Origin of the sequence: Mesorhizobium captivum (assembly GCF_033977165.1) — a bacterium.
Classification (GTDB): domain Bacteria; phylum Pseudomonadota; class Alphaproteobacteria; order Rhizobiales; family Rhizobiaceae; genus Mesorhizobium; species Mesorhizobium captivum.
Genome location: NZ_JAVIJB010000047.1, coordinates 26,853 through 46,846, shown reverse-complemented (window position 1 = coordinate 46,846; position 19,994 = coordinate 26,853). Strand labels below are relative to the sequence as shown.

Genomic DNA, 19,994 nt, shown 5'->3' with positions numbered 1-19,994 from the left:
ACGGAATGCCGATGGTCACCTCTCCGCAGGGAGCGGCCACCGAGTTGGTCAGTTCAGCTTCGGTGAGTTGAATTTCTTTAAGAATGCTCCGACCACGCTCAAGCAATTTTGCACCGGACGCCGTGACACTGACACCGGTCCTGTCGCGTACCAGCAGCTGGATGCCGAATCCTTGCTCCAATTGACGCACATGCATGCTTAGAGCGCTTTGAGCAACGTTGAGGGTCGCAGCTGCCTTCGTGAAACTGCCGGCTTCGACGACGCCCACGAAGTATCTTAACTGTCTGACGTCCACGGTGAACAAATCCAACCGGGAATGATCCCAGTGCTTCATGTCTATCTCGAAACGAGATGGCAGGCAAGATGTGACCGGCCGGTGGTTAGAAGCAGGTCAGGTATTGCTGGCGAGAACCAAGATCTCCTGGGCGCCGCACCACTGGCGGATCAACCATTTTACCATTTAACGAGAATGCAGAAAGCCCACGCGTGGCGGCATCATTTTCCCGCCGCGACGACATCGCGGGCCTACTCGAGTTCCTGGGCGCTTGGCGAGAACGCCTCATTGAATATGGCCACCTGTGTCGGATGGATCGCCAAAGCTCCCGCGAAGCCAAGCCGCCGCGCAGGCGCCGCGGCTTCACGAAGCTTATAAATGTCCGAGAAGTCGCCGAGGCTTCCGATGAAGCCCAGCGGGAGCAGTCGGCCGCGCGGGCGGCAAACAGAACCGAAAGACTCGGCGTCAACAGGAGGTCGAATTCCGGCGCACCGCCAACAGCGGCACTGAAGTCTTGAGAACCAAGCGCCATTGCAAGCATCCTGGGATGAGCCGAGGCAATGGCGGTGAGTCTTTGCAAAGCTGCGGGGCGTCTCGATCTGGACAAGGAATCGGATGCGTCCCTGGACAAGATTTCTCTCGTTCAAGTTCCAATACGGCATTCGCGATCTCTGATACCCACTCCGCCGAATCCGGATTAGGAAGAACAAGTGCATCAACACCTGCCACCACGGCTGCATCCAGATCGACCGCCAAGGCGCGCGCAAACTGCGATTCACCCGGACCAAAACAGATGCGCCCTTGCGGCGCACCTTTGCCACCGATTCACGAAGCTTCCGCCGCGACTCAGCCTTTTGATCCTGTGGAACGGAGTCCTCGAGGTCGAGTATGACGCCATCTGCCCCGCGCTCCGGGGCCGTCTCCACAAAGCGCGGAACGTGAGCGGGAACGAAGAGCACGGATCTCCAGCGGGGTACAGACATCGCGCTTTCAACGGCCGGAACGGTGTCCTTGATCACGGAGTGCCTCTGTGGTCGATTTTAACGGGCCCGATGTCAGTGCGTTTGCTGAACGGCCGATACACTGGGAGGGCAAGGAGCAGTCACGCTTTCTGTAAATCGCGAGCGCCCAGCTACCGCCAACATGCGCGCTCACGCGGACGCGGCTCATTCGCGCAACGCCCCAGAACCTCTTTCCGAACAGTCTCCGTATGAGCGCCAAGAGCCGGAACCGGGCGCAGCGAGGGGTACTCCGCGTTGAAAATCGCTGCCGGCGCTATGGTCTCTACAGTTCCTTCGGGTGTGCTAACGGTAGCCCTGCGAACGTGAGGATGTCTTGAAACATCCGCCACCTCGTTCAGTCGGCCATATGCCAGACCAGCCGCCTCAAGCTCCTGCATTGCTTCGTGACAGGACAGTCCGGAAAAGCGCAGTGCGATAATCTCGCCAAGTTGCACCCGGTCCGCGTGTAAGCTTCGCGCAGGCGCGGAAGTTCCTGAACTTGCGGTAGACCCAGCGACTCTTGACCACGTCCTCTATTTTGAGCCCCGCCTTTTTTGTGGAAGGCCATGTCGCGGACGCCCCAGGCCTTGGCCTGGCTCAGATTGGCGAGGCTGGCAAAGCAGCGATCGGCGGCCGCCTGCCGCGGCGCTTGGCCATAAAAAGTGATGTGGCGCTCCAGCATTGAGACCCAGGATCAGGCCGCTTCTGCCGGTGGTCAGATTGAGCTTGTATGGGGAAGGTCAAGACGGAACGGGATGTGTCAGGGCGACATTTCACCTTCTCGATGTGTTACGGAATCCATGGTCTGAGCGCGATTGCAAGACGCGGCCCGTTTATCCGAGTCAGATCCAACTTGTATACGGTCGCTGCTCGAATAGCGGCACCAACATCCCGCTTGCGGCGGGCACGGGCTCAGGAGGACGTTCCTCAGCAGATGATGCACCGCGACCTCAATTTCCAGCAAGTTTGACCCGGGGCATCCAGCCGATCGGTGGCGACGTCCAGATACCCGGCCACGGCGCGACTGGCGCCGATTGTGTGCGGTTGCCCGATCAGCTCAAGTGAGGTCGTTCGGGTAGGTCTGGATCTGGCGAAATACCTCTTTGCAGTTCATGGAGTCGATGCGCGGGGCAACATCGTCTGCGGAAGACAGACGGCTGGTATAGCGTGCGATCTGGGAGAGACGAAGCTCATCCTGATCGCCGCCGCAAGACCCATACGCCTACACGCTTCTGGCCAGAGGAGGGGGCCGCGAACTGAATGACATGCGGGCGATTGAGTTCGATCACGGAAAACCAAACATGAGGGTCGCCAGCGCATAGGTGTGGAAGGGCCATTCAGCATCTACTCGGTGCTCACCACGGCGCATCGCGGCGCAACTGAACGTCTCTGCGACCCCTATGGAGTTCAGCCAATCTGCGAGCCCCGACTGCGGACGGAGGTCGATGGAGATAGATGCGCCGGCATAATACGAAAAGAGAAAGGACAACAAGCACCTTGCTTCGGCGCTGCTGCGCGCGACGACCGGTCCTGCGACTTGTTTGCACCCGTATTGGAATAGTGCCGCATAGCCAAGGACTTTTCCGGAATGGCGCATGACGGCGAAGCGCGCCTTGCTCCAAAGCGCCGAGATGAGTGCCCGGCGATCAAACCCCGTGGCGCTGCGGTCAACTTCGGAGATCTGATCGAAATCATCATCGGTTGCCCATTCGACGTCGTCCGGCGCCTGCACGGGCGCTACTACCCCCCGGTGGGTGTATATCGTTTCGATCTCATGAAATCCAAGCTTGCTGTAGAGCGGCAGGCCAACGGGGCTGGCGATCAGTCGGCATTCGCGTGCCCCCGCTTTTTCGAGAGCGAGCTTCATGAGGCGAGCACCGAGCCCCTGGCCGCGCATCTTTTCATCGACGACCAGCAGGGCGATAGTCGCGACTCCATCGAAGAGCTTCATGCAGATCGCCCCGATGACATGACCGTTCATAATGGCAACATAGCCGAACCCCAAGCCCAGAAGCATTGCCCAGTCGTCCCTGGGATGAGTCCATCCGACCTGAACCGTGAGCCTCAGCACGTCATCGAGGTACTCGGTTCCGAATTCGGCAATTTTGATTTCGGTTTTCGGCATAATCTATCCCCTTCCGTTGGCATGATTTGTCGCATTTCAATAATTGACACGCTCCGGCCGGCAAACGAGCCGTCCTTCGGATACTCGGCGGCGCCATTGATGAGGCTCTGGGTGAACAAATCACGGGATCGGCTGAGCAGTTGGTGCGGCCCAGAATGACAGCGTCGGCTTTGCTCAAAAATCTCGAATCCGTTGTTGCTGTTGCCACCACATTGCGCCGCAAACCCAGCCCGTTGGTGGTGACAAAACCTTCCTGATTGGCAATACCCGTTATCGGCACGCCGACAGGTCTTGCCTTGCCTCTTCGCTGCACGCGATATGCTCCTTGGCCACAGCTGACTGCGTCACGACGTCCGAAAGATTGGCGCCAATCGCGACGTTGATGTTCGGGGTTGCGGCATTGAGCCACGTAATTGCAGCGATGATGAGCGCTCCTCTTGCCATTGGCTATTAAGCTCGGCTTTGCTTGCTGTGGGGGTCCAAGCGTAAGTCTGCATCAGCTTTTTCAGCCATGCTTCGACCTCAGACAAGCGGTGAACATACCATCGGCGGCGATTTGCGGTCGCAAAGATTTTGTAAACTTTTTTTCTGCCGAGCTAGGTGTTTAGTCCCGGCATTTGATGGAGAGGATTGAGCCTGAACCTCTGTGGCTCGATTGTCCATTGTTTGCAGATGAACTCGACGGGTGAGAGGCCTTTAAGGGTCTTGAGACGACGGCCGAAGTTGTAGGCTGTGATAAAGTCGTTGAGGTGGCCTCGGAGCTGATCGTGACTGTCGTAGTGGAAGCGTCTGACGGTGGCTTCCTTGATGGTGCGGTTCATCCTTTCGACCTGTCCGTTATCCGGTATGTGATCTGTGGTGCCTTTTCGTCCTGCTGTTCTTGTTTTGGAACGGCCTTATGGTGAGCCCATCCGGGACGTGGGGCACCGGGAGCACGAAGGTGCAGGCAGGCCGTCAATAGACCGTGGGCTGAGAGCCCGAGCTCGTTACATGGCCGCCCCTCGCGATTTTCCCGGATGCGCTGCGAGCGCGGATCAGTAGATGTCGTGTTGCCCGCCAGCTCCCGTCTTTGACCGAAGCCAAAAAGGAGGAACGGGCATGCGCATCATCGGGCTGGATATCCATCGCGCCTTCGCCGAGGCGGTAGCTTGGGAGGACGGCAGGCTCAGGCGGCTGGGTCGTGTCGACATGCGGCGCGATCTGCTGGATGCCTTCGCCGCAAAGCTGTCGTTGGATGATGTCGTGGTGATCGAGGCGACGGGCAACGCGTCCTCGGCCGCCGCGGTTGTCGCGCCGCATGTGAAGAAAGTGGTGATCGCAAACCCCAAGCAGGTGCGCATCATCGCCTATGCCAAGATCAAGACGGACACGATCGATGCCAGCGTTCTGGCGCAGCTCTATGCCAGCGGCTTCCTGCCGGAAGTCTGGATTCCGGATGAGTCGACGCAGGCTCTGCGTCGACAGGTGACACGGCGCAATCAGATTGTCCGACAGAGATCTCGATTGAAGAACGTCATCCAGTCGATCCTTCATAGCCACCTGATCCCGTCCTGCCCGCATGCCGACCTGTGCGGCACTAAGGGCCGGTCATGGTTGAGCGAGCAGGTCGTACCGCAGGACGAGCGCCTCGCGATCGATCGACATCTGCGCGAGTTCAACCGATTGGGCGAAGACCTCCAGGTCATCGAACGCGATCTTGCCCGCTCGGCTCTCGCGGAAGAAGGCGTGAAGCGGCTGATGACCATTCCAGGCGTCGACATGACCGTCGCGCTGGCGATGGAGGCGGCGATCGGCGACGTGTCGCGCTTCGACGATCCGCAGAAGCTCGTGAGCTATCTCGGGTTGAACCCAAGCGTCCGACAGTCCGGGCCAGGTCCGGCCTACCATGGGCGGATCACCAAGCAGGGCCGTGGTCATGCGCGCGGCATGCTCGTCGAGGCGGCCTGGGCGGCCGCTCGTGCCCCCGGACCGTTGCGAGCCTTCTTCCTGCGCGTGCGAGCCCGGCGCGGCCAGCATGTCGCGGCCGTCGCCACCGCACGCAAACTCGCTGTCGTGATCTGGCATCTGCTGACGAAGGGCGAGAGTTACGCGTGGGCTCGCTCCCCTCCCTGCATGCCAAGAAGCTGCGCGATGTGGAACTCAAGGCCGGGAGCAAGGCTGTGCGCGGCCAAAAGGGGGCCGCGCACGCCTACAACATCAAGAGCCACCGGGAAGAAGAGCGCCGCTGGGTGGAGCAGGTCGAGGGCGCCTATGCACGCTTCGTCGCCGGTTGGAACCCGCGAGGCCCGAGAAAGGCGCGCACGGACGCCGCAAACGAGGTGCGACGATAGAAGCTGCGCGGCAGGGCTCTCACCTCGGACCCTGCTCTTCGCCACGCGGTCGTCCGTGCGCGACAGGAGAATAGCGCAGATCTATCAAAAAGGCTCTTGTCGATCACATCAGTGGTCCATGGATGCTTCAGCTGGTCGCGCGATGCTCGATGCCGTTCTCCCGGCAGGTGCGCCCGAAGATGTGCTCCATGGCGGTGCGGTCTGTTCGCGGTTTTTGAACTGGATGCCGTTGTCGGTGAGGATCGTGTGGATTTGGTAGGGAAGCGCCTGGATGAGGTGGCACAGGAACTCGGCCGCGATCATTTTTGTGGCCCGCTCGTGCAGCTCGACGTAGGCGAACTTGCTGGTCCGATCGATGGCCACGAAGAGATAGAGCTTGCCTTGCGCGGTCTGCACCTCAGCGATGTCGATGTGGAAGTAGCCGATCGGGTAGCTCTCGAACTTCGTCTTGGCCGGCTTGTCGCCTTCGACATCCGGCAGGCGAGAAATGCCATGGCGTTGCAGGCACCGATGCAATGAAGAGCGGGTCAGGTTCGGGATTGTCGGCCGCAGCGCATAGAGGCAATCGTCGAGCGGCAACAAGGTGTGCCGCCGGAAGGCGACGATCACAGCCTCCTCCTCGATCGTGAGCACCGTCGAGGATGGGCTCTTCGGCCCCGTCGGTAGATCCGCCACCGAGGTTCGGTTCTTCCACTTTTCGAACCGTCTTCTGATCGATTCCATAGCGCTTCGCCAGCGCCCTCAGGCTCTCTTGACTATTCTGTATTGCTCGACGGATCGCCTCTGTCGTGGTGGCGCTGCCGTGTAGAACCTGGCCCATAGTGCATCCTTTGATTCGGAAGAAAATGATGCACCATCAAAGGCTGAGACCAAACACCTAGCAGGCTTCTCTGATTGGGGTCGTTGAGGTCAAGCTCCTCCTGATATTTTTCCGGATCACGTCGCCCCGCGGGTCACTCGCTTCTCTTCGCGGTCGACGTTAGGTCTCGGCATGACGGGGTCAGTAGAGCGAGGCGTCTCAATCTGTTGGCCTCCTGCAGAATCGACCTGCCACGTCTCGTTCGTCCGCATTTCATTGAGGACCGTCCGCCGCGCGACCAGAAGAGACCGCCAAAGTCGACACTGCTGGCTCTTCACATGCACCTGCCGATACCAGCCCGTGCGCATGACCTGCGCCAAGGTGCGGGCATCATTCCGATCCGTCTTCTTCGGCATCGTCTTCATAGCCGCGTTCGCCTGGCGCGTCTCGATGCAAATCGCCGGCAATCCGTCGGCGCGAAGACCATCATAAAGCTAGCTGTCAGCGAGCAGGCATCGAGCCCGATGCGTTCCAACGGCAGATCGACTTTCCGCAAGGCTTCATAAAGCGCTCTCGGCTCACTCGCCGCCCGCCTTTCCTTCACGATCCGGCCGCTCTCGTCGACGACACAGATCGCGGTCTCTTCCAAAGACACGTCAAGTCCGGCAAAATACTTCATGGCTGCTCCTCCTGATGTTTGTGGCGATCTACATCGATCACGTTCTCACATCTCGACAGGAGCAGCCGCCCTCAATCTGGCTCGGGCGAGACCCCAATGAAGCGTGTTGTATGCCTCTGAGGATGGCTTCGTCACCGTTGTGGTAGGCGAATGTGATCTCGATCGAGCCGTCGTCAAGCAATTCGGCGCACTTTTTCAACAGCCTGCTAAACGACCAATCAAAGAAATCTGCTAGAAACCCGACAAAGTTGTGACAAAGCAAACAGGCAGATTCGAACGCCAAAAGCCAATGCATTGGACTGACACCGGTTTTGAGTTGGCCCACCTCTTGCGCTTTGAACTGCGACTTCACGCAGGAACGAAGCCGTTCCATGTCCGTAACGACATTTTCGTTTTGAGAGCTATCCCTCGACGGTTGGTCGCGACGGAACGGACGCAGGTAAGCCGAGCAAATTGCTAACCCCAATCAGCGGAGAAGCGAACATGTCTGATGAGTTAACGTATGGTGAAATTTACGCTCCGATCTATGAAAAGTACACCGCCCTACAAGGTAAAGTCGCCGAGGTAGAGGAGACTGTCGCCTTTCTTGAGCGATATTGCAGTGGGGGCAGTGCTCTCGAATTGGGTATAGGCGACGGGCGCGTGGCAGTGCCGTTGAGTGAGCGCGGCGTCAAAATCGAAGGGATCGATAATTCCCGCAGTATGTTGGAACTTCTTGCAAAGCGCACCGACCTAATCAAGGCTTGGCAGGGAGATATTTCCCAGTTCAAATCAGAGCAACGCTACGGTATGGTATATTGCGTTTATAGCACGTTCACGCTGCTCTTCACACGCGAAGCGCAAATAGCTTGCCTCCGGTCCGCCGCGGAGGCGCTAGATAATGAGGGGGTTTTAGTAATGGAACTGGGTGTACCAGGCTTGGATCCTCGCGTCGGCGGCCAGCAAACTACAACGGCGCGGCTAGTGGATGATGAGAATACGATCCTCAATGTGTCTGTCCACGATCCACTAAACCAGAACTTAGTTTCAACCCTCCTTTGGTTTTCTGGTACATCGGTCAGACGTTTACCGCAACGCGTTCGTTACGTTTATCACCAGGAGCTCGATACCATGGCCGAAAGCGTGGGGCTGGAGCTAGCTGAGCGCTGGGGAGATTGGGCGAGAGGTGCGTTCACCGAACGATCCGAACGTCATATCTCGGTCTACCGCCGAAGCAACCCGTAATCCGGGTGCCGGTTTCGCAAAGAGGGTTCCGTTACTCCCGGACAGCAGTTTCGCTAATGCCGGAACAGTTGGGTGGTGTTGGTCCCGGGTGCCTTGTTGCGTTCATGGATGATTGATTTGCCTGTTTGGTGCTGGTCAAGCGGGGCGTCCGAGCATGCCGACGATCGTGTCTTAGGAAGTGGTGTAGCTGACGGCATTGGTCGCCGTGCTCTCCGGCAGGAAGCCGGGCTGATCAGCGCGCCACGGCTGGCAGGCTGATGAGCGGACCATCGCCGATCTGGCTGATGGTTTCCAGTGTCATGTAGCGGGCCCGCTGCACGGCCCATTTGATTGGATGGACCGCCCCCCTCGGATCTGCGGAAAATGGAGGGCAGTCTACCACGCAACAAAGGAGCCCGTGATGTCTGTCGTCAGCGTCGGTATCGATCTCGCCAAGTCCGTCTTTCAAGTCCACAGTGTGGATGCCTCTGGGCACGCAGTTCTCCGACGGCGGCTCGGCCGCCGCGAGTTGCTCGTCTTCTTTGCCAGGCTTTCGCCGTGTCTCATCGGGAATGAGTCGATCACGTCGGCGGTGGCGTCTCGCTCGACCAACTCGGCCAGGCTTCGAGCATGGCATCGAACACGCCCGTTTCGACCCATCGTCGGTATCGGCGGAACACACTGTTCCACTTACCGTATTCGTCGGGCAAGTGCCGCCATTGCGCACCCCTCCGCGTCATGCCCGTCGACACCCGCGCCCGCACTCAGGCGGCAATAGTGGCCCAATCAGCGTCCATTCCTCGTCCATCAGACCAATGCGTTCGCCCAAGGCTTCCTCCAAAAAGAAGCCTTGAATCAATTCGCGAGTCTCACGTCAATCTTTGTCCACGAAGCCTAATTGAGGCTGTCTTGTCGGCAATGCAGCGCACTGCGACATCAGCAGTGTGACCGTCGCAGTCTTCTGGCTTGAAGTAACACTTCGCCCGAGGGCAGGATGGCGCAGAAATACTGCAGCCCCAACGCTCAGATTAGCGAAAAGCGGAGCACGTCTAACCGTAGCTTAATATCATAACCGACGCGCCTTCGCGACAAGGCTACAACAGGATTTACCATGGCCAGCAAATTGCCTTCACATGCCGAGTACGTCATCATCGGAGGTGGGATTATCGGCCTCTCCATAGCTTACCATCTTACGCGCCTGGGGCAGCGCGACGTTCTGCTCCTGGAACGCGATCAGTTGACATGCGGCACAACCTGGCATGCGGCGGGCCTAGTGACCCAACTCCGAGCCAATGAAACCATGGCGAGGCTCGCTCAATATTCCGCGGAGTTGTTCAGGGATCTTGAAAATCTGACCGGTCAAGCCACCGGTTTTCGGCAAACAGGCTCCATCACAGTGGCCGCGACTCAAGACCGGCTTGAAGAGCTGAAGCGCGGCTCCTCGATGGGCCGATCGTTTGGTTTGGACGTCGAATTGATTAGCGCGGCTGAAGCCCAGCGCCGCGTTCCGTTGCTCGACGTCACTGGTGTTCTCGGGGCGGCATGGATCGCTTCCGACGGGATGACAAACCCTATCGATACGGCCCGCGCCTTCGCGGCCGGGGCTCGCCAAGGTGGAGCAACGATCCTCGAGCGGACTCCCGTGACACGCATCCTCGTCGAAAAAGGCCGTTTCGTCGGCGTGGAAACTAGTCAAGGGACGGTGCGTGCTGAGAAGGCAGTTATCAGCACTGGCCTGTGGACGCGGGACGTGGCAGCTGATCTCAACTGGTCGGTGCCGTTGCAAGCTGCCGAGCATTTCTATGTTGTTACCGAGGCCATTCCTGACCTTCCCCACGATATGCCCACGATCCGCGATATGGACGCACGCGTCTATGCAAAGGCCGACGCCGGGAAATTGCTCGTGGGTTTCTTCGAGCCTAACGGCAAGCCCTGGGGCATGGATGGCATACCGCACAATTTCAGTTTCGATTCGCTGCCTGAGGATTTCGACCACATCGAACCTTATCTTTCCGCGGCCATCGAGCGCATGCCGGTCCTAGCAAATGTCGGTCTGCAACTTAAGTTCAATGGCCCCGAGAGCTTCACGCCGGACAATCGGTTCCACCTTGGGCCATCGCCTGAAATTCGGGGGCTTTACGTCGCTTCAGGGTTCAATTCCTGCGGCATCGAGTCCTCGGGCGGCGCGGGCAAGGTCATGGCCGAATGGATGTCTACGGGATTGGCAGCGGGCGATTGCTGGGAAATGGACGTGCGGCGGTCCATGCCTTTCCAGCGAAACAAACGGTATCTATACGACCGGACGGTGGAGGCCGTGGGCAACCTCTGGACGCTTCACTTGCCGCACAAGTCACCAAACTCGGCGCGCAACGTCCGCGTGTCCCCGCTCCACGACCGCCTGGCGGCCGCCGGCGCCAATTTCGGGGAGAGTGCCGGTTGGGAACGCGTCCAATGGTTCGGTGCCCCCGGATCACCGAATGAAAACCATGCGACGTTCGGACGTGACGGCTGGTTCGAGCGCAGCGGCGCCGAACACACTGCCACCCGCTCGGGCGTCACATTGTTTGACCAGAGCTCATTCGCGCACATACTCGTCCAGGGCTCGGACGCGCTTGCTCTGCTACAACGCCTGTCCACCAACGACGTGGACGTGGCGGTCGGCCGGATTGTATATACGCCGTGGCTCAACGAGCGTGGCGGTATGGAGTCCGACGTCACTATCGCGCGCACAGGTGATGAGGAATTTCTTGTCGTCACGGCGGCCGTCCAACGCACCCGCGATCTTGCGTGGTTGCGCTTGCACGCCAAGGGAGCCGGCCATGTCTCGGTCGCCGACGTCTCATCCGGATACACCACGCTCTCCGTCATGGGGCCTCGATCGCGCGAATTGCTTGAGCGCGTCAGTCCGGCAGATTTCTCCAACGAGGCATTTCCCTTTGCAACGGCTCGCGAGATCGAGGTCGGATACAGCCTCGCGCTCGCATTCCGGATGACCTTTGTCGGTGAGTTGGGTTGGGAACTTCATATCCCAACGGAACAGACATTGGGTGTTTACGACGCTTTAGTGGATGCGGGCGCCGATCTCGGCGTTGGTCACGCCGGCTATGTCGCCCTCAACACGCTGCGTCTTGAAGCGGGCTACCGGGACTGGGGCGCGGATGTCGGCGATGAAGACACTCCCTTGGAATCGGGACTGGCATTTACCGTTGCCTGGGACAAGCCCGAAAACTTCATTGGTCGCGCGGCCCTGGGGGCAAGGCGCGGGAAGCCCTTACGCCGTCGGCTCGTACAACTAGCTGCACCCGGCGCGAGGTCTCTCATGTTCGGTACCGAGCCTGTTTGGCGCAATGGAATACTCGTTGGCTACCTGCGCTCCGCCGGTTTTGGCCACACCGTCGGCTGCGGCATCGGGATGGGGTACCTCAACTCGGACACTGGAGTGACTGTGGACTGGCTGTCAGCAGGGATATTCGAGATCGAGATCGCTGGACAACGCCATTCTGCCGTCGCCTCCCTACGCCCATTTTTTGATGCCGGACGCAGCCGCGTGAAGGGCGAGTGGCACGACGCGCAGAAGTTGATCGCGCCCGAGCTCTTCAATGCCGGAGCACACCTCTAGCCGTCGCAATAGATCACTTGGATTCGCAAATGTCATCAGATCCGTCGATGGTTCTTTCGCTATCATGCGGAGACCAACCGGGCATCGTGTCCGCAGTTGCTGGCCTGCTTCACGTGGCAGGATGCAACATTCTGGAGGCGCAGCAATACAGCGACCCGGAAACGGGGCTGTTTTTTATGCGAGTAGTCTTCGCACGTCTCGGCGATGCAACCTTCACCAACGAACCGGCCAGTAGGATTGCGGAACTCGCCGATCGTCTAGGGATGACCTACACCCTGCGGCCATTGTCGCTACCCAAGCGAGTGATGTTGCTGGTCTCAAAGTTCGATCATTGCCTTGCAGACCTTCTCAATCGTTGGCGCATTGGTGAGTTGTCCATGGAACCGGTTGCAGTGGTCTCCAACCACGGCCAAGAACACCTTGCCTCCACTGATCTGAAGGATTTACCCTTCTTTCACCTTCCCGTCAGTCGTGACAACAAGGTGCAGCAGGAAGCGCAACTTGTTCAGCTGATCGAGCACACCGACCCCGATCTCATTGTTCTCGCCCGTTACATGCAAATCCTGTCAAACGGTTTCGCGGCCAGGTTGGCTGGACGATGCATCAATATCCACCACTCATTCCTACCCGGCTTTAAGGGCGCCAAGCCCTATCATCAAGCGCATCTGCGAGGAGTAAAACTCATTGGCGCGACAGCCCACTACGTGACCTCGGATCTCGATGAAGGTCCAATTATTGAACAGGACGTAGAGCGTATATCCCACCAAGACACGCCGGGCGACCTCATCCGCAAGGGACGCGACATTGAACGACAGGTCTTGGCCCGCGCTGTTCGGCTTCACCTTGAGGACCGCGTCATCCTGAATGGGAACAAAACTGTCGTTTTCTCAGGCTGAGAAGGCGGAGGCTCTTAGTCGTAGTCGCGAAGCCCCCAGGGCGGGGAAGCCGATGCCCGCTGGCGCGAAGCGGTTCGCATTGAGCAGCGCGCGACTGCACCGCATTGAAAGTTTGTCCGAACTTGTTCGGCGCTGCCATCCGCTCTGCGAGCGAGGCCGCGCTCTGTCCTGGTCTGCCGCTCAATATAGGACCTTGAGAGCGGTGTATGCGGCCAAGGTGAACATCGTGTCGTTCAGCAGTTCATCGCACGCCGGCTGGGTCCCAGGGCGGACGCTTGCGCCTTTCGCGAAGCCGGGCTTCTGGCGGCCTATGCATATTCGAGCACCGCAATCAATGGCGCGCAGACTGAGCAAGGGATCGGAGGGCGCCTTCCTTCAGTTCGGAGCTTTCAAGTGCCATTAGGTGACACCTGCGAGTACCATTCAGCCCGCTTTCGCACCACCTGTGCTGCCATTCTTCTAGCAAGAGCGCCACAGCAGTCGCGCAAGGCGGGATATGTTCGTCGGCACCGCAGTATTCGCAGAAAAAGGGCTTAATAGCCCGCATCTGCGCTGCCAACCGAAGATTTTAAAGGGCTAAATTTTGATGAGATTGAACGCCCCATCCGGAGTTTTAGATGAAAGGTTCTGCAACCGCTGCATTGGAGGGCCTCAAACGCCCAGACCTGCTGCAACGAGGCGCGTATGTGAACGGCGCTTGGCTCTTGAAGCCCGAAACCCTCGCTGTGTTAGATCCCGCTAGCAGCGAAGAACTGGCTCAGGTGGCAGCCTGCGAAATATCTGATGTAGATAATGCAGTTCATTTCGCCCGAAGCGCATTCCTACGGTGGCGCGACTTGCTTCCTTCAGAACGGGGCGCATACCTCCGGAAGTGGGCGACAGGATTGCGCGAAAATGCGGAAGACCTGGCCGTGATCATGACCGCCGAGCAAGGCAAGCCTGTCGCGGAGGCTCGCGGCGAAATCTCATACGCCGCAAGCTTTCTGGACTGGTTTGCAGCGGAGGGCGAGCGAGCATACGGCGAAACAATTCCCAGCCATATAATTGGAAGCCGGCTGGCCGTGCAGATGCAGCCGATCGGAGTGACCGTTGCTATCACACCATGGAACTTTCCATCGGCAATGATCACAAGAAAGGCCGGAGCGGCGTTGGCCGCTGGCTGCACCATGATTGTAAAGCCCGCTCCGGAAACACCCCTGTCGGCACTCGCGCTTGCCCGTCTTGCCGAAGACGCAGGAATCCCCGCCGGCGTGTTTCAGGTGATAACCGGCGAGGCTCCCCCAATTGCAAAGCGGCTGTTGGAACATACCGATGTGCGCGCGTTCTCATTTACGGGCTCGACCGAGGTCGGCCGGATCCTGCTTGAGCAGTCCGCCGGGACTGTAAAGAAAGCTTCGCTAGAATTGGGCGGCAATGCTCCATTCATTCTTTTCGACGACGTGCCGATGGAAGCTGCGGTGACAGGCTGCATGGCAGCAAAGTTCGCTACATCCGGCCAGGACTGTTTGGCCGCAAACAGGATTTACGTTCAGCGGGGCGTCTATGACCGGTTCGTAGAAGCATTCGGCAAGGCCACCAGCAAACTGAAAGTCGGACACGGATTGGAGCTCGACGTCGACATCGGTCCAATGACCAAGGCATCTGGTGCCGAAAAATGCAGGCGGCAGATCTCCGAGGCTCTTTCAGCAGGGGCTCGAATAATAGTCGGCGCACAGGATACCGCTCTTGGCGGGAACTTCGTGACGCCGACAGTGCTCGCCGATGTGACCGACGGCATGCGAGTTGCAAAAGAAGAAACGTTCGGGCCTGTGGCTGCAATTCTGCCCTTCGACAATGAAGCGGAGGTGCTCGCCCGCGCGAACAACTCGGAGATGGGTCTTGCGGCATATGTTTACACCCGAGATCTTAACCGCGCGATGAGGCTCACCGACCGGCTTGAATACGGCATGGTGGCGGTCAATACCCCGAAATTTACGGGAGCGCCCATCCCCTTCGGCGGATGGAAACAGTCCGGACTCGGCCGGGAAGGCTCCAAACACGGCATTACCGAGTATCTGGAACCAAAATACACCTGCTTCGGAAATCTTGCAGCATAAAAGATGAAAGGATGCATTTGATGACTATCGACATCAAAGAAATAAGCAAGAAGGACAGGCATTCTGTCCTGCATCCTTTCACCCAGCTAAAGGATTTCGCAAGCGGCAAGCTTGGTGATCCAACGATCATCGAAACGGGCAAAGGAATCCGTATCCAAGATGCGCAGGGAACCCAGTTCATCGACGGCTTTGCCGGCCTTTACTGCGTCAATGTCGGGTATGGCCGCAAGGAGGTCGCCGATGCGATCTCGCGTCAGGCCTATCGCCTAGCGTATTACCACTCCTACGCGGCGCACACGACCGACGAGCTTGCGATCCTGTCCGATCGCCTCGTGAAGATGGCGCCGGGCAAAATGAGCAAGGTGTTCTATGGCATGTCCGGCTCGGATGCCAACGAGACCCAAGCCAAGATCGTCTGGTATTATAATAATCTTCGCAGCAAGCCGAACAAGAAAAAGATCATCTCGCGCGAGCGCGGTTATCACGGCTGCAGTGTCGTGTCGGGGTCCATGACCGGCATGAGTTTTTACCATGACCATATGGACCTGCCGCTCCCGCAGATTGTTCACACTGGTGTTCCACACCATTACTGGGGTGCGACCTCGGGCGAGACCGAGCGCGAATTCTCTACCCGCCGAGCCGCCGAGCTGGATCAGTTGATCGAACGTCTAGGTCCAGACAATGTTGGCGCCTTCATCGGCGAGCCGGTGCTCGGCACCGGTGGCATCACGCCTCCGCCGGAAGGTTACTGGGAAGCGATACAGACGGTCCTCAAAAAACATGATGTGCTGCTCATTGCTGATGAAGTCATCACCGGTTTCGGCCGCACCGGCTCGATGTTCGGCTCCCAGCACTATGGCATCGAGCCAGATCTGATCACGATCGCGAAAGGTTTGACGTCGGCCTACTTCCCGCTCTCCGCGGCAATCGTCGGTGAAAAGATCTACAAGGTTCTGGAAGACGGAGCCGACAGAGTCGGTGCGTTCTCCCACGGCTATACCTACTCAGGTCATCCGATCGGAGCTGCGGCGGCGAACGCGGTTCTCGACATCGTCGAGAAGGAAGACCTATCCGGCAATGCTCGCAACGTCGGTGCATTCTTCCAGGCGCAATTGAAGGAAAGATTCGCGCAGTTACCGATCGTCGGCGAAGTGCGCGGCGTCGGCCTTATGAGTGCAATCGAGTTTGTCGCCAATCGGCACAATCGCAAACGTTTTGATCCGACGCTCAGAGTTGGGGCGCGAATTTCGAAGGCAGCCCGTGACCGTGGTCTTATCGCTCGTGCCATGCCGCATGGGGACATTTTGGGCTTTGCTCCGCCATTGATAGCAACCAAGGCAGAAGTCGAAGAGATCGCTGCAATCGCCGAAAGCGCAGCGCGCTCGGTGATGGATGAACTCGTCCGGGATGGCCACATCCTCTGAAACACGCTTCGAGGTCCAAGGATCCGGCCGAGCGCATAGGTGTCGATACTCTCGATCCGAAGCTGAAGGACGCCGCCAACCTCCATTTTTCCATGCTGCTCTTCTTTGCCCGGTCGGAAAAATCGGCGGTGGCTCTGCATCGACGACTTCTAACGAGCTGCGGCACGGAGATATGGCAGAGCTCCTTGCGACGGGAAAGCTGGCTTACATGAAGGCTCGCCGATCGCGCGATCTCCGAAACACAGGCTCCAGCCTCGAAGGTCGCCGCTCAACCTGATGCTTCCTCACAGGGCTACTCCGAGTGCTTTGCGCTGCCTTCAGCCAACTCAGCAAGCCAGCCGTCACTGTACCTCACCGTGAGGGTTCGAAAGGACGGGTCAGAAGGAAGAGCAAGGCGAAGATGAGGCGAAGGCCGAGATCGGAGAGTTCTCGATCGCAAAATCCGCTTACCGCGCGTAACCTGACCCCACCCCTCCGGCGGTGTTGTATCGCCGAACCGCTACGATCTTGAACCGGTCACACAAATCTTAACTTTCCAGTTCATCTCGGATGGCGCGAATCGCCCCGAACGCATCAAAGGGAAGGGCTTTGGGGGCCTGGTAAACTTGGTCAGGCCACTGTGCCCGCTTCAGCGGTGATTGGCCAGGCTGGTGTGAGAGCTTCACCGCCGCGAAGTCCGCTCGAGGATCAATATAGATCACCTGGCCACCATACCCCCACGCGATGTAGGCGCCTCTCTCTTGGTCTTCAATCCAGAACGTATTGTGATAAGCGCCATTGGGCAGGTCTGAACTGGCATCGGCATAAGAACCGTTCGGTGCGAACAAATCGAATAGATGAGACTTAGGGCGTCTTATCGCCTCGATCCATTCAGATGGAATGATCTGCCTGCCGTTGAGCCTGCCGCCGCGCAGATGCAGCAGCGCGAAGCGCGCGAAATCACGGAGTGTGGCTTGAAAACCACCGGACGACATCGAAAAACGAGACTTGTCTACGATTTGGCAGGCGTCTTCCTCCGCCCCCATCGGACTCCATAATTCGCTGCTGTACAGTTCCGGGAGAAACTTGCCGGATACGCGCTGCATGATAAGCCCCAGCACGTCGATGTTGGGGTCAAAGTACTTGAATCGCGCGCCGTGCGGCGCCTCCTGCTCGGTTATCCGCAGAATGGCCCGCCATATATCGGGGGGAGCGTCAGGATGTCCCTCCGGGGGGCCGAAGTATCCTGTGGCTACAACGTAATTAAAGTAATCGTTGTCGGGCTCGTACCACAATCCCTTGAGAGTGGCGCCCGCAGTCATGTCCAGCAAGTGCTGCACCGTGGCGCCGCGATAGGCGGTCGCCTCCAGCTCCGGCAGATACCGTGTCACCAGACTGTCAGGGTCGATAAGCCCGCGGTGCACAAGAATCCCGAACACAGTCCCCGTGACGGACTTGGAACCCGATCTGGCGATGTGTTGAGAATGCGGTTCCAGGCCATTCATGTATGTTTCGAACACGATCTCGCCCTGGTGAAGAACCAGAAAACCGTCAGTGTAATCCCTCTCGAGGTATTCGCGGATCGTGGCGTGCTGGCCGTCGCTGGACGGAACTTCGATATCACCGATATCTTCCCTGATCCGGCTCGGAAGCGCCAGGATCGGTCCTGGCCCGCGCCAAACCCGGGCGGTTCGTGTACATTCGCTTACGTGCGAGTATGTCCATTTGCTATAGGGCCAAAAAGACCACTCGTCGGCTGGGATGATTGGCGCCCCCAGCGTCACATCGGGCTGCCATGACTCGGGATTATTGGATTGCGATAACTTGCCGGCAACGCGGCGATTGAGATCTTCGGCTCCCTGAGACATCAAGATGCTCCTTTGACTTCGGGCAATGCCATCACGACCTGGCGGCAGATCGCTATCTTCTGAAATTCAGCCTTCATCAGGCCTATATTTTGATTAACCCGACACCGGCCGTGAAAAAGGTTTCACTTGGGCGATGGAGAACGCACCGACACAAGGGATCACGCGCATGTTCGCCAGCTGCCGTGTTGGACGAGGGACGTTTGGAGGCGTGTTAACATTGCGTGTCTACTGGACTGGCAGCGAACCGGCCGCAATCGGAACACACCAATGTTGTTCTCTATTAGCCCAGCCCGGTATTCTGAAGGTCAGAAGTCTGCCTCTGGTTTTAGCGGACGTAAAGCTGACGCTTGTAGTTCGTCAAAACCTCGCAGCCAGTTTCGGTCACGCGAACAGTCTCACTGGTGCCGACATCCGCAAAGCCGAAAGCCTTGACCATCGAGGGGATATGGAAGACCATATTTGGCTTGAGGGTCCGTGTTTCCCCTCGCTTAAACGACAGGATGTGTCCTTCGCCCCAATCCGGCGGATAGCTGATGCCGATAGAATACCCTGTGCGCTTGAAACGACCCTCGTAGCCTCCATCGTTGACGGTCTGCGACCAGATACTCCACACTTCACCGAGAGGGCGATCAGGACGTATGCCGTCGAGCATGTTTTCCAGCGCCCTTCGTGACACGTCCTCCATTTTCTCGATTTCACGGTTGGATGGACTGACCACGGAAGCCCGCATGATCGCGGCGCTATAGCGTCGAACGGTACCGGACAGTTCGAGAAATACAGGATCACCCGCCTGAATCTGCCGGCCCGACCACGTGCCATGCGCATAGCTCGTGCGCACGCCTGAAGTCACAAACGGCGGGTAGCCGGGATATTCACTTCCTTTGAGCGTGACAACGCGCTGGATTTCGGCAGCAATTTCATTCTCGTTCACGCCGGCGCTTATCTGGTTGATGCCTGCTTCGATCCCGGCCTCGGCAATCCGCGCTGCCTGCCGAATATAGTCTATTTCGGCATCGGATTTGACGACGCGGACCGCCTCCACAATCATTGAGCCATCTTCGAAACGGACGTCAGGGAGAAGGGCCTTGAGCGCTTCGTAATCGGCGATCGAGAAGAACCAGGACTTTTTCTCGAACCCTACCTTCGCCTTGGCAAAACCTAGGCTACGCAGCGTTTCTGCAAGCAGCTCGAGCGGGGCCTCGTGGTCCATGTAGCTGGTGCTGTTATCTATCCACGAATAGGCCCGGACATTCACTTCTTCAATGCCACGGGTGATATGGAGGGGCACCCCTTGCAGGGGGATAAGCAGATACTGGGAGGACGCATACCCGAGAGTGTTGTAACCGCTTAGGTAAAGCATGTTCTCGGGGATGGTCACCACGAGGATGTCCAGATCCCGGGCCGCAATGCCTTCGCGGACCGCCTTGAGCCTTCTTTGATATTCCTGGATAGTAAACGCCAGGTCTTTTTCCACCTTTATGGTGTCTATGCCGGAAACTTTCATAGGAGGCCCTTCGAAATAAAGAGGCGCGCCAGGCGCTGGACGGCATATCGTAGCATCTGACCTGCGCACAACGTTGCCGTCGTTTCCGGGTTTGCGCAGGAAACCTGCGTTGATTTGGCCTTTATTGCTCAAAAGCCTCCGTTCTCGTCGACATGCTGTGCATCGGCGGACAGCCCGCAGCAATCCAAATGTCTAGA

General features: G+C 58.3%; 11 protein-coding genes and 6 pseudogenes. 6 read left to right on the top strand and 11 right to left on the bottom strand.

The annotated features are described in order from the left end of the window. The 6 genes and pseudogenes from RFM40_RS28530 to RFM40_RS28505 all read right to left on the bottom strand — a co-directional run. Nucleotides 1-295: LysR family transcriptional regulator (locus RFM40_RS28530; RefSeq protein WP_320278674.1), on the bottom strand; the 295-nt coding region annotated here is incomplete at its 3' end. 230 nt (nucleotides 296-525) lie between these two features. Then, entirely contained in the window at nucleotides 526-1,293 is a 768-nt protein-coding gene (locus RFM40_RS28525; protein ID WP_320278672.1) for an HpcH/HpaI aldolase/citrate lyase family protein, read from the bottom strand. Nucleotides 1,294-1,406: 113 nt separating this feature from the next. Further along, nucleotides 1,407-1,736, bottom strand: a pseudogene (locus RFM40_RS28520) (CoA transferase); the annotation flags it as partial. Then, nucleotides 1,660-2,006: pseudogene (locus RFM40_RS28515) on the bottom strand (ISNCY family transposase); the annotation flags it as partial. The pseudogenes RFM40_RS28515 and RFM40_RS28520, both read right to left, overlap by 77 nt. A gap of 554 nt (nucleotides 2,007-2,560) precedes the next feature. Next, nucleotides 2,561-3,400, bottom strand: a complete 840-nt coding sequence (locus tag RFM40_RS28510; protein WP_320278670.1) for a GNAT family N-acetyltransferase — start codon at nucleotides 3,398-3,400, stop codon at nucleotides 2,561-2,563. A gap of 596 nt (nucleotides 3,401-3,996) precedes the next feature. Next, nucleotides 3,997-4,239 (bottom strand): annotated as a pseudogene (locus RFM40_RS28505) (IS3 family transposase); the annotation flags it as partial. Between the two features lie 259 nt (nucleotides 4,240-4,498). On the opposite strand from RFM40_RS28505, the pseudogene RFM40_RS28500 reads away from it, so the two are divergent. Then, nucleotides 4,499-5,730: pseudogene (locus RFM40_RS28500) on the top strand (IS110 family RNA-guided transposase). 95 nt (nucleotides 5,731-5,825) lie between these two features. Here RFM40_RS28500 and RFM40_RS28495 read toward each other — a convergent pair. Further along, nucleotides 5,826-6,550: pseudogene (locus RFM40_RS28495) on the bottom strand (DDE-type integrase/transposase/recombinase); the annotation flags it as partial. Between the two features lie 236 nt (nucleotides 6,551-6,786). Continuing rightward, nucleotides 6,787-7,208, bottom strand: a pseudogene (locus tag RFM40_RS28490) (IS110 family transposase); the annotation flags it as partial. A gap of 483 nt (nucleotides 7,209-7,691) precedes the next feature. Here RFM40_RS28490 and RFM40_RS28485 point away from each other — a divergent pair. After that, nucleotides 7,692-8,432, top strand: a complete 741-nt coding sequence (locus RFM40_RS28485) for a class I SAM-dependent methyltransferase (RefSeq protein WP_320278669.1) — start codon at nucleotides 7,692-7,694, stop codon at nucleotides 8,430-8,432. Nucleotides 8,433-8,992: 560 nt separating this feature from the next. Here RFM40_RS28485 and RFM40_RS33795 read toward each other — a convergent pair. Then, nucleotides 8,993-9,151 carry a transposase gene (locus RFM40_RS33795; protein ID WP_430691739.1) on the bottom strand — a complete coding sequence of 53 codons (159 nt, stop codon included), beginning with the start codon at nucleotides 9,149-9,151 and terminating at the stop codon, nucleotides 8,993-8,995. A gap of 371 nt (nucleotides 9,152-9,522) precedes the next feature. Here RFM40_RS33795 and RFM40_RS28475 point away from each other — a divergent pair, with 371 nt between their 5' ends. From RFM40_RS28475 to RFM40_RS28460, 4 genes are all read left to right on the top strand, one after another. Further along, entirely contained in the window at nucleotides 9,523-12,030 is a 2,508-nt protein-coding gene (locus tag RFM40_RS28475; protein ID WP_320278668.1) for a GcvT family protein, read from the top strand. A 29-nt stretch (nucleotides 12,031-12,059) separates the two neighbouring features. Beyond that, nucleotides 12,060-12,926, top strand: a complete 867-nt coding sequence (gene purU / locus RFM40_RS28470; protein WP_320278667.1) for a formyltetrahydrofolate deformylase — start codon at nucleotides 12,060-12,062, stop codon at nucleotides 12,924-12,926. 617 nt (nucleotides 12,927-13,543) lie between these two features. Then, nucleotides 13,544-15,022: an NAD-dependent succinate-semialdehyde dehydrogenase gene (locus RFM40_RS28465; RefSeq protein ID WP_320278666.1), complete on the top strand. Its 1,479-nt coding sequence runs from the start codon at nucleotides 13,544-13,546 to the stop codon at nucleotides 15,020-15,022. Nucleotides 15,023-15,042: 20 nt separating this feature from the next. After that, nucleotides 15,043-16,446 (top strand): aminotransferase, encoded by a 1,404-nt coding sequence (locus RFM40_RS28460; RefSeq protein ID WP_320278665.1) that lies wholly within the window; start codon nucleotides 15,043-15,045, stop codon nucleotides 16,444-16,446. A gap of 527 nt (nucleotides 16,447-16,973) precedes the next feature. Here the strand turns inward: RFM40_RS28460 and RFM40_RS28455 are convergent. Continuing rightward, entirely contained in the window at nucleotides 16,974-18,293 is a 1,320-nt protein-coding gene (locus RFM40_RS28455) for a serine hydrolase domain-containing protein (RefSeq protein WP_320278664.1), read from the bottom strand. 325 nt (nucleotides 18,294-18,618) lie between these two features. Further along, on the bottom strand, nucleotides 18,619-19,797 hold the full coding sequence (locus tag RFM40_RS28450; RefSeq protein WP_320278663.1) for a Xaa-Pro peptidase family protein: 1,179 nt from the start codon (nucleotides 19,795-19,797) through the stop codon (nucleotides 18,619-18,621). Nucleotides 19,798-19,994 lie beyond the last annotated feature (197 nt).

Excerpts from the sequence above, each read along its gene's own strand:
- RFM40_RS28510 (WP_320278670.1), bottom strand. The coding sequence starts at position 3,400 with ATGCCGAAAACCGAAATCAAAATTGCCGAATTCGGAACCGAGTACCTC.
- RFM40_RS28485 (WP_320278669.1), top strand. The coding sequence starts at position 7,692 with ATGTCTGATGAGTTAACGTATGGTGAAATTTACGCTCCGATCTATGAA.
- RFM40_RS33795 (WP_430691739.1), bottom strand. The coding sequence starts at position 9,151 with ATGACGCGGAGGGGTGCGCAATGGCGGCACTTGCCCGACGAATACGGT.
- RFM40_RS28475 (WP_320278668.1), top strand. The coding sequence starts at position 9,523 with ATGGCCAGCAAATTGCCTTCACATGCCGAGTACGTCATCATCGGAGGT.
- purU (WP_320278667.1), top strand. The coding sequence starts at position 12,060 with ATGTCATCAGATCCGTCGATGGTTCTTTCGCTATCATGCGGAGACCAA.
- RFM40_RS28465 (WP_320278666.1), top strand. The coding sequence starts at position 13,544 with ATGAAAGGTTCTGCAACCGCTGCATTGGAGGGCCTCAAACGCCCAGAC.
- RFM40_RS28460 (WP_320278665.1), top strand. The coding sequence starts at position 15,043 with ATGACTATCGACATCAAAGAAATAAGCAAGAAGGACAGGCATTCTGTC.
- RFM40_RS28455 (WP_320278664.1), bottom strand. The coding sequence starts at position 18,293 with ATGTCTCAGGGAGCCGAAGATCTCAATCGCCGCGTTGCCGGCAAGTTA.
- RFM40_RS28450 (WP_320278663.1), bottom strand. The coding sequence starts at position 19,797 with ATGAAAGTTTCCGGCATAGACACCATAAAGGTGGAAAAAGACCTGGCG.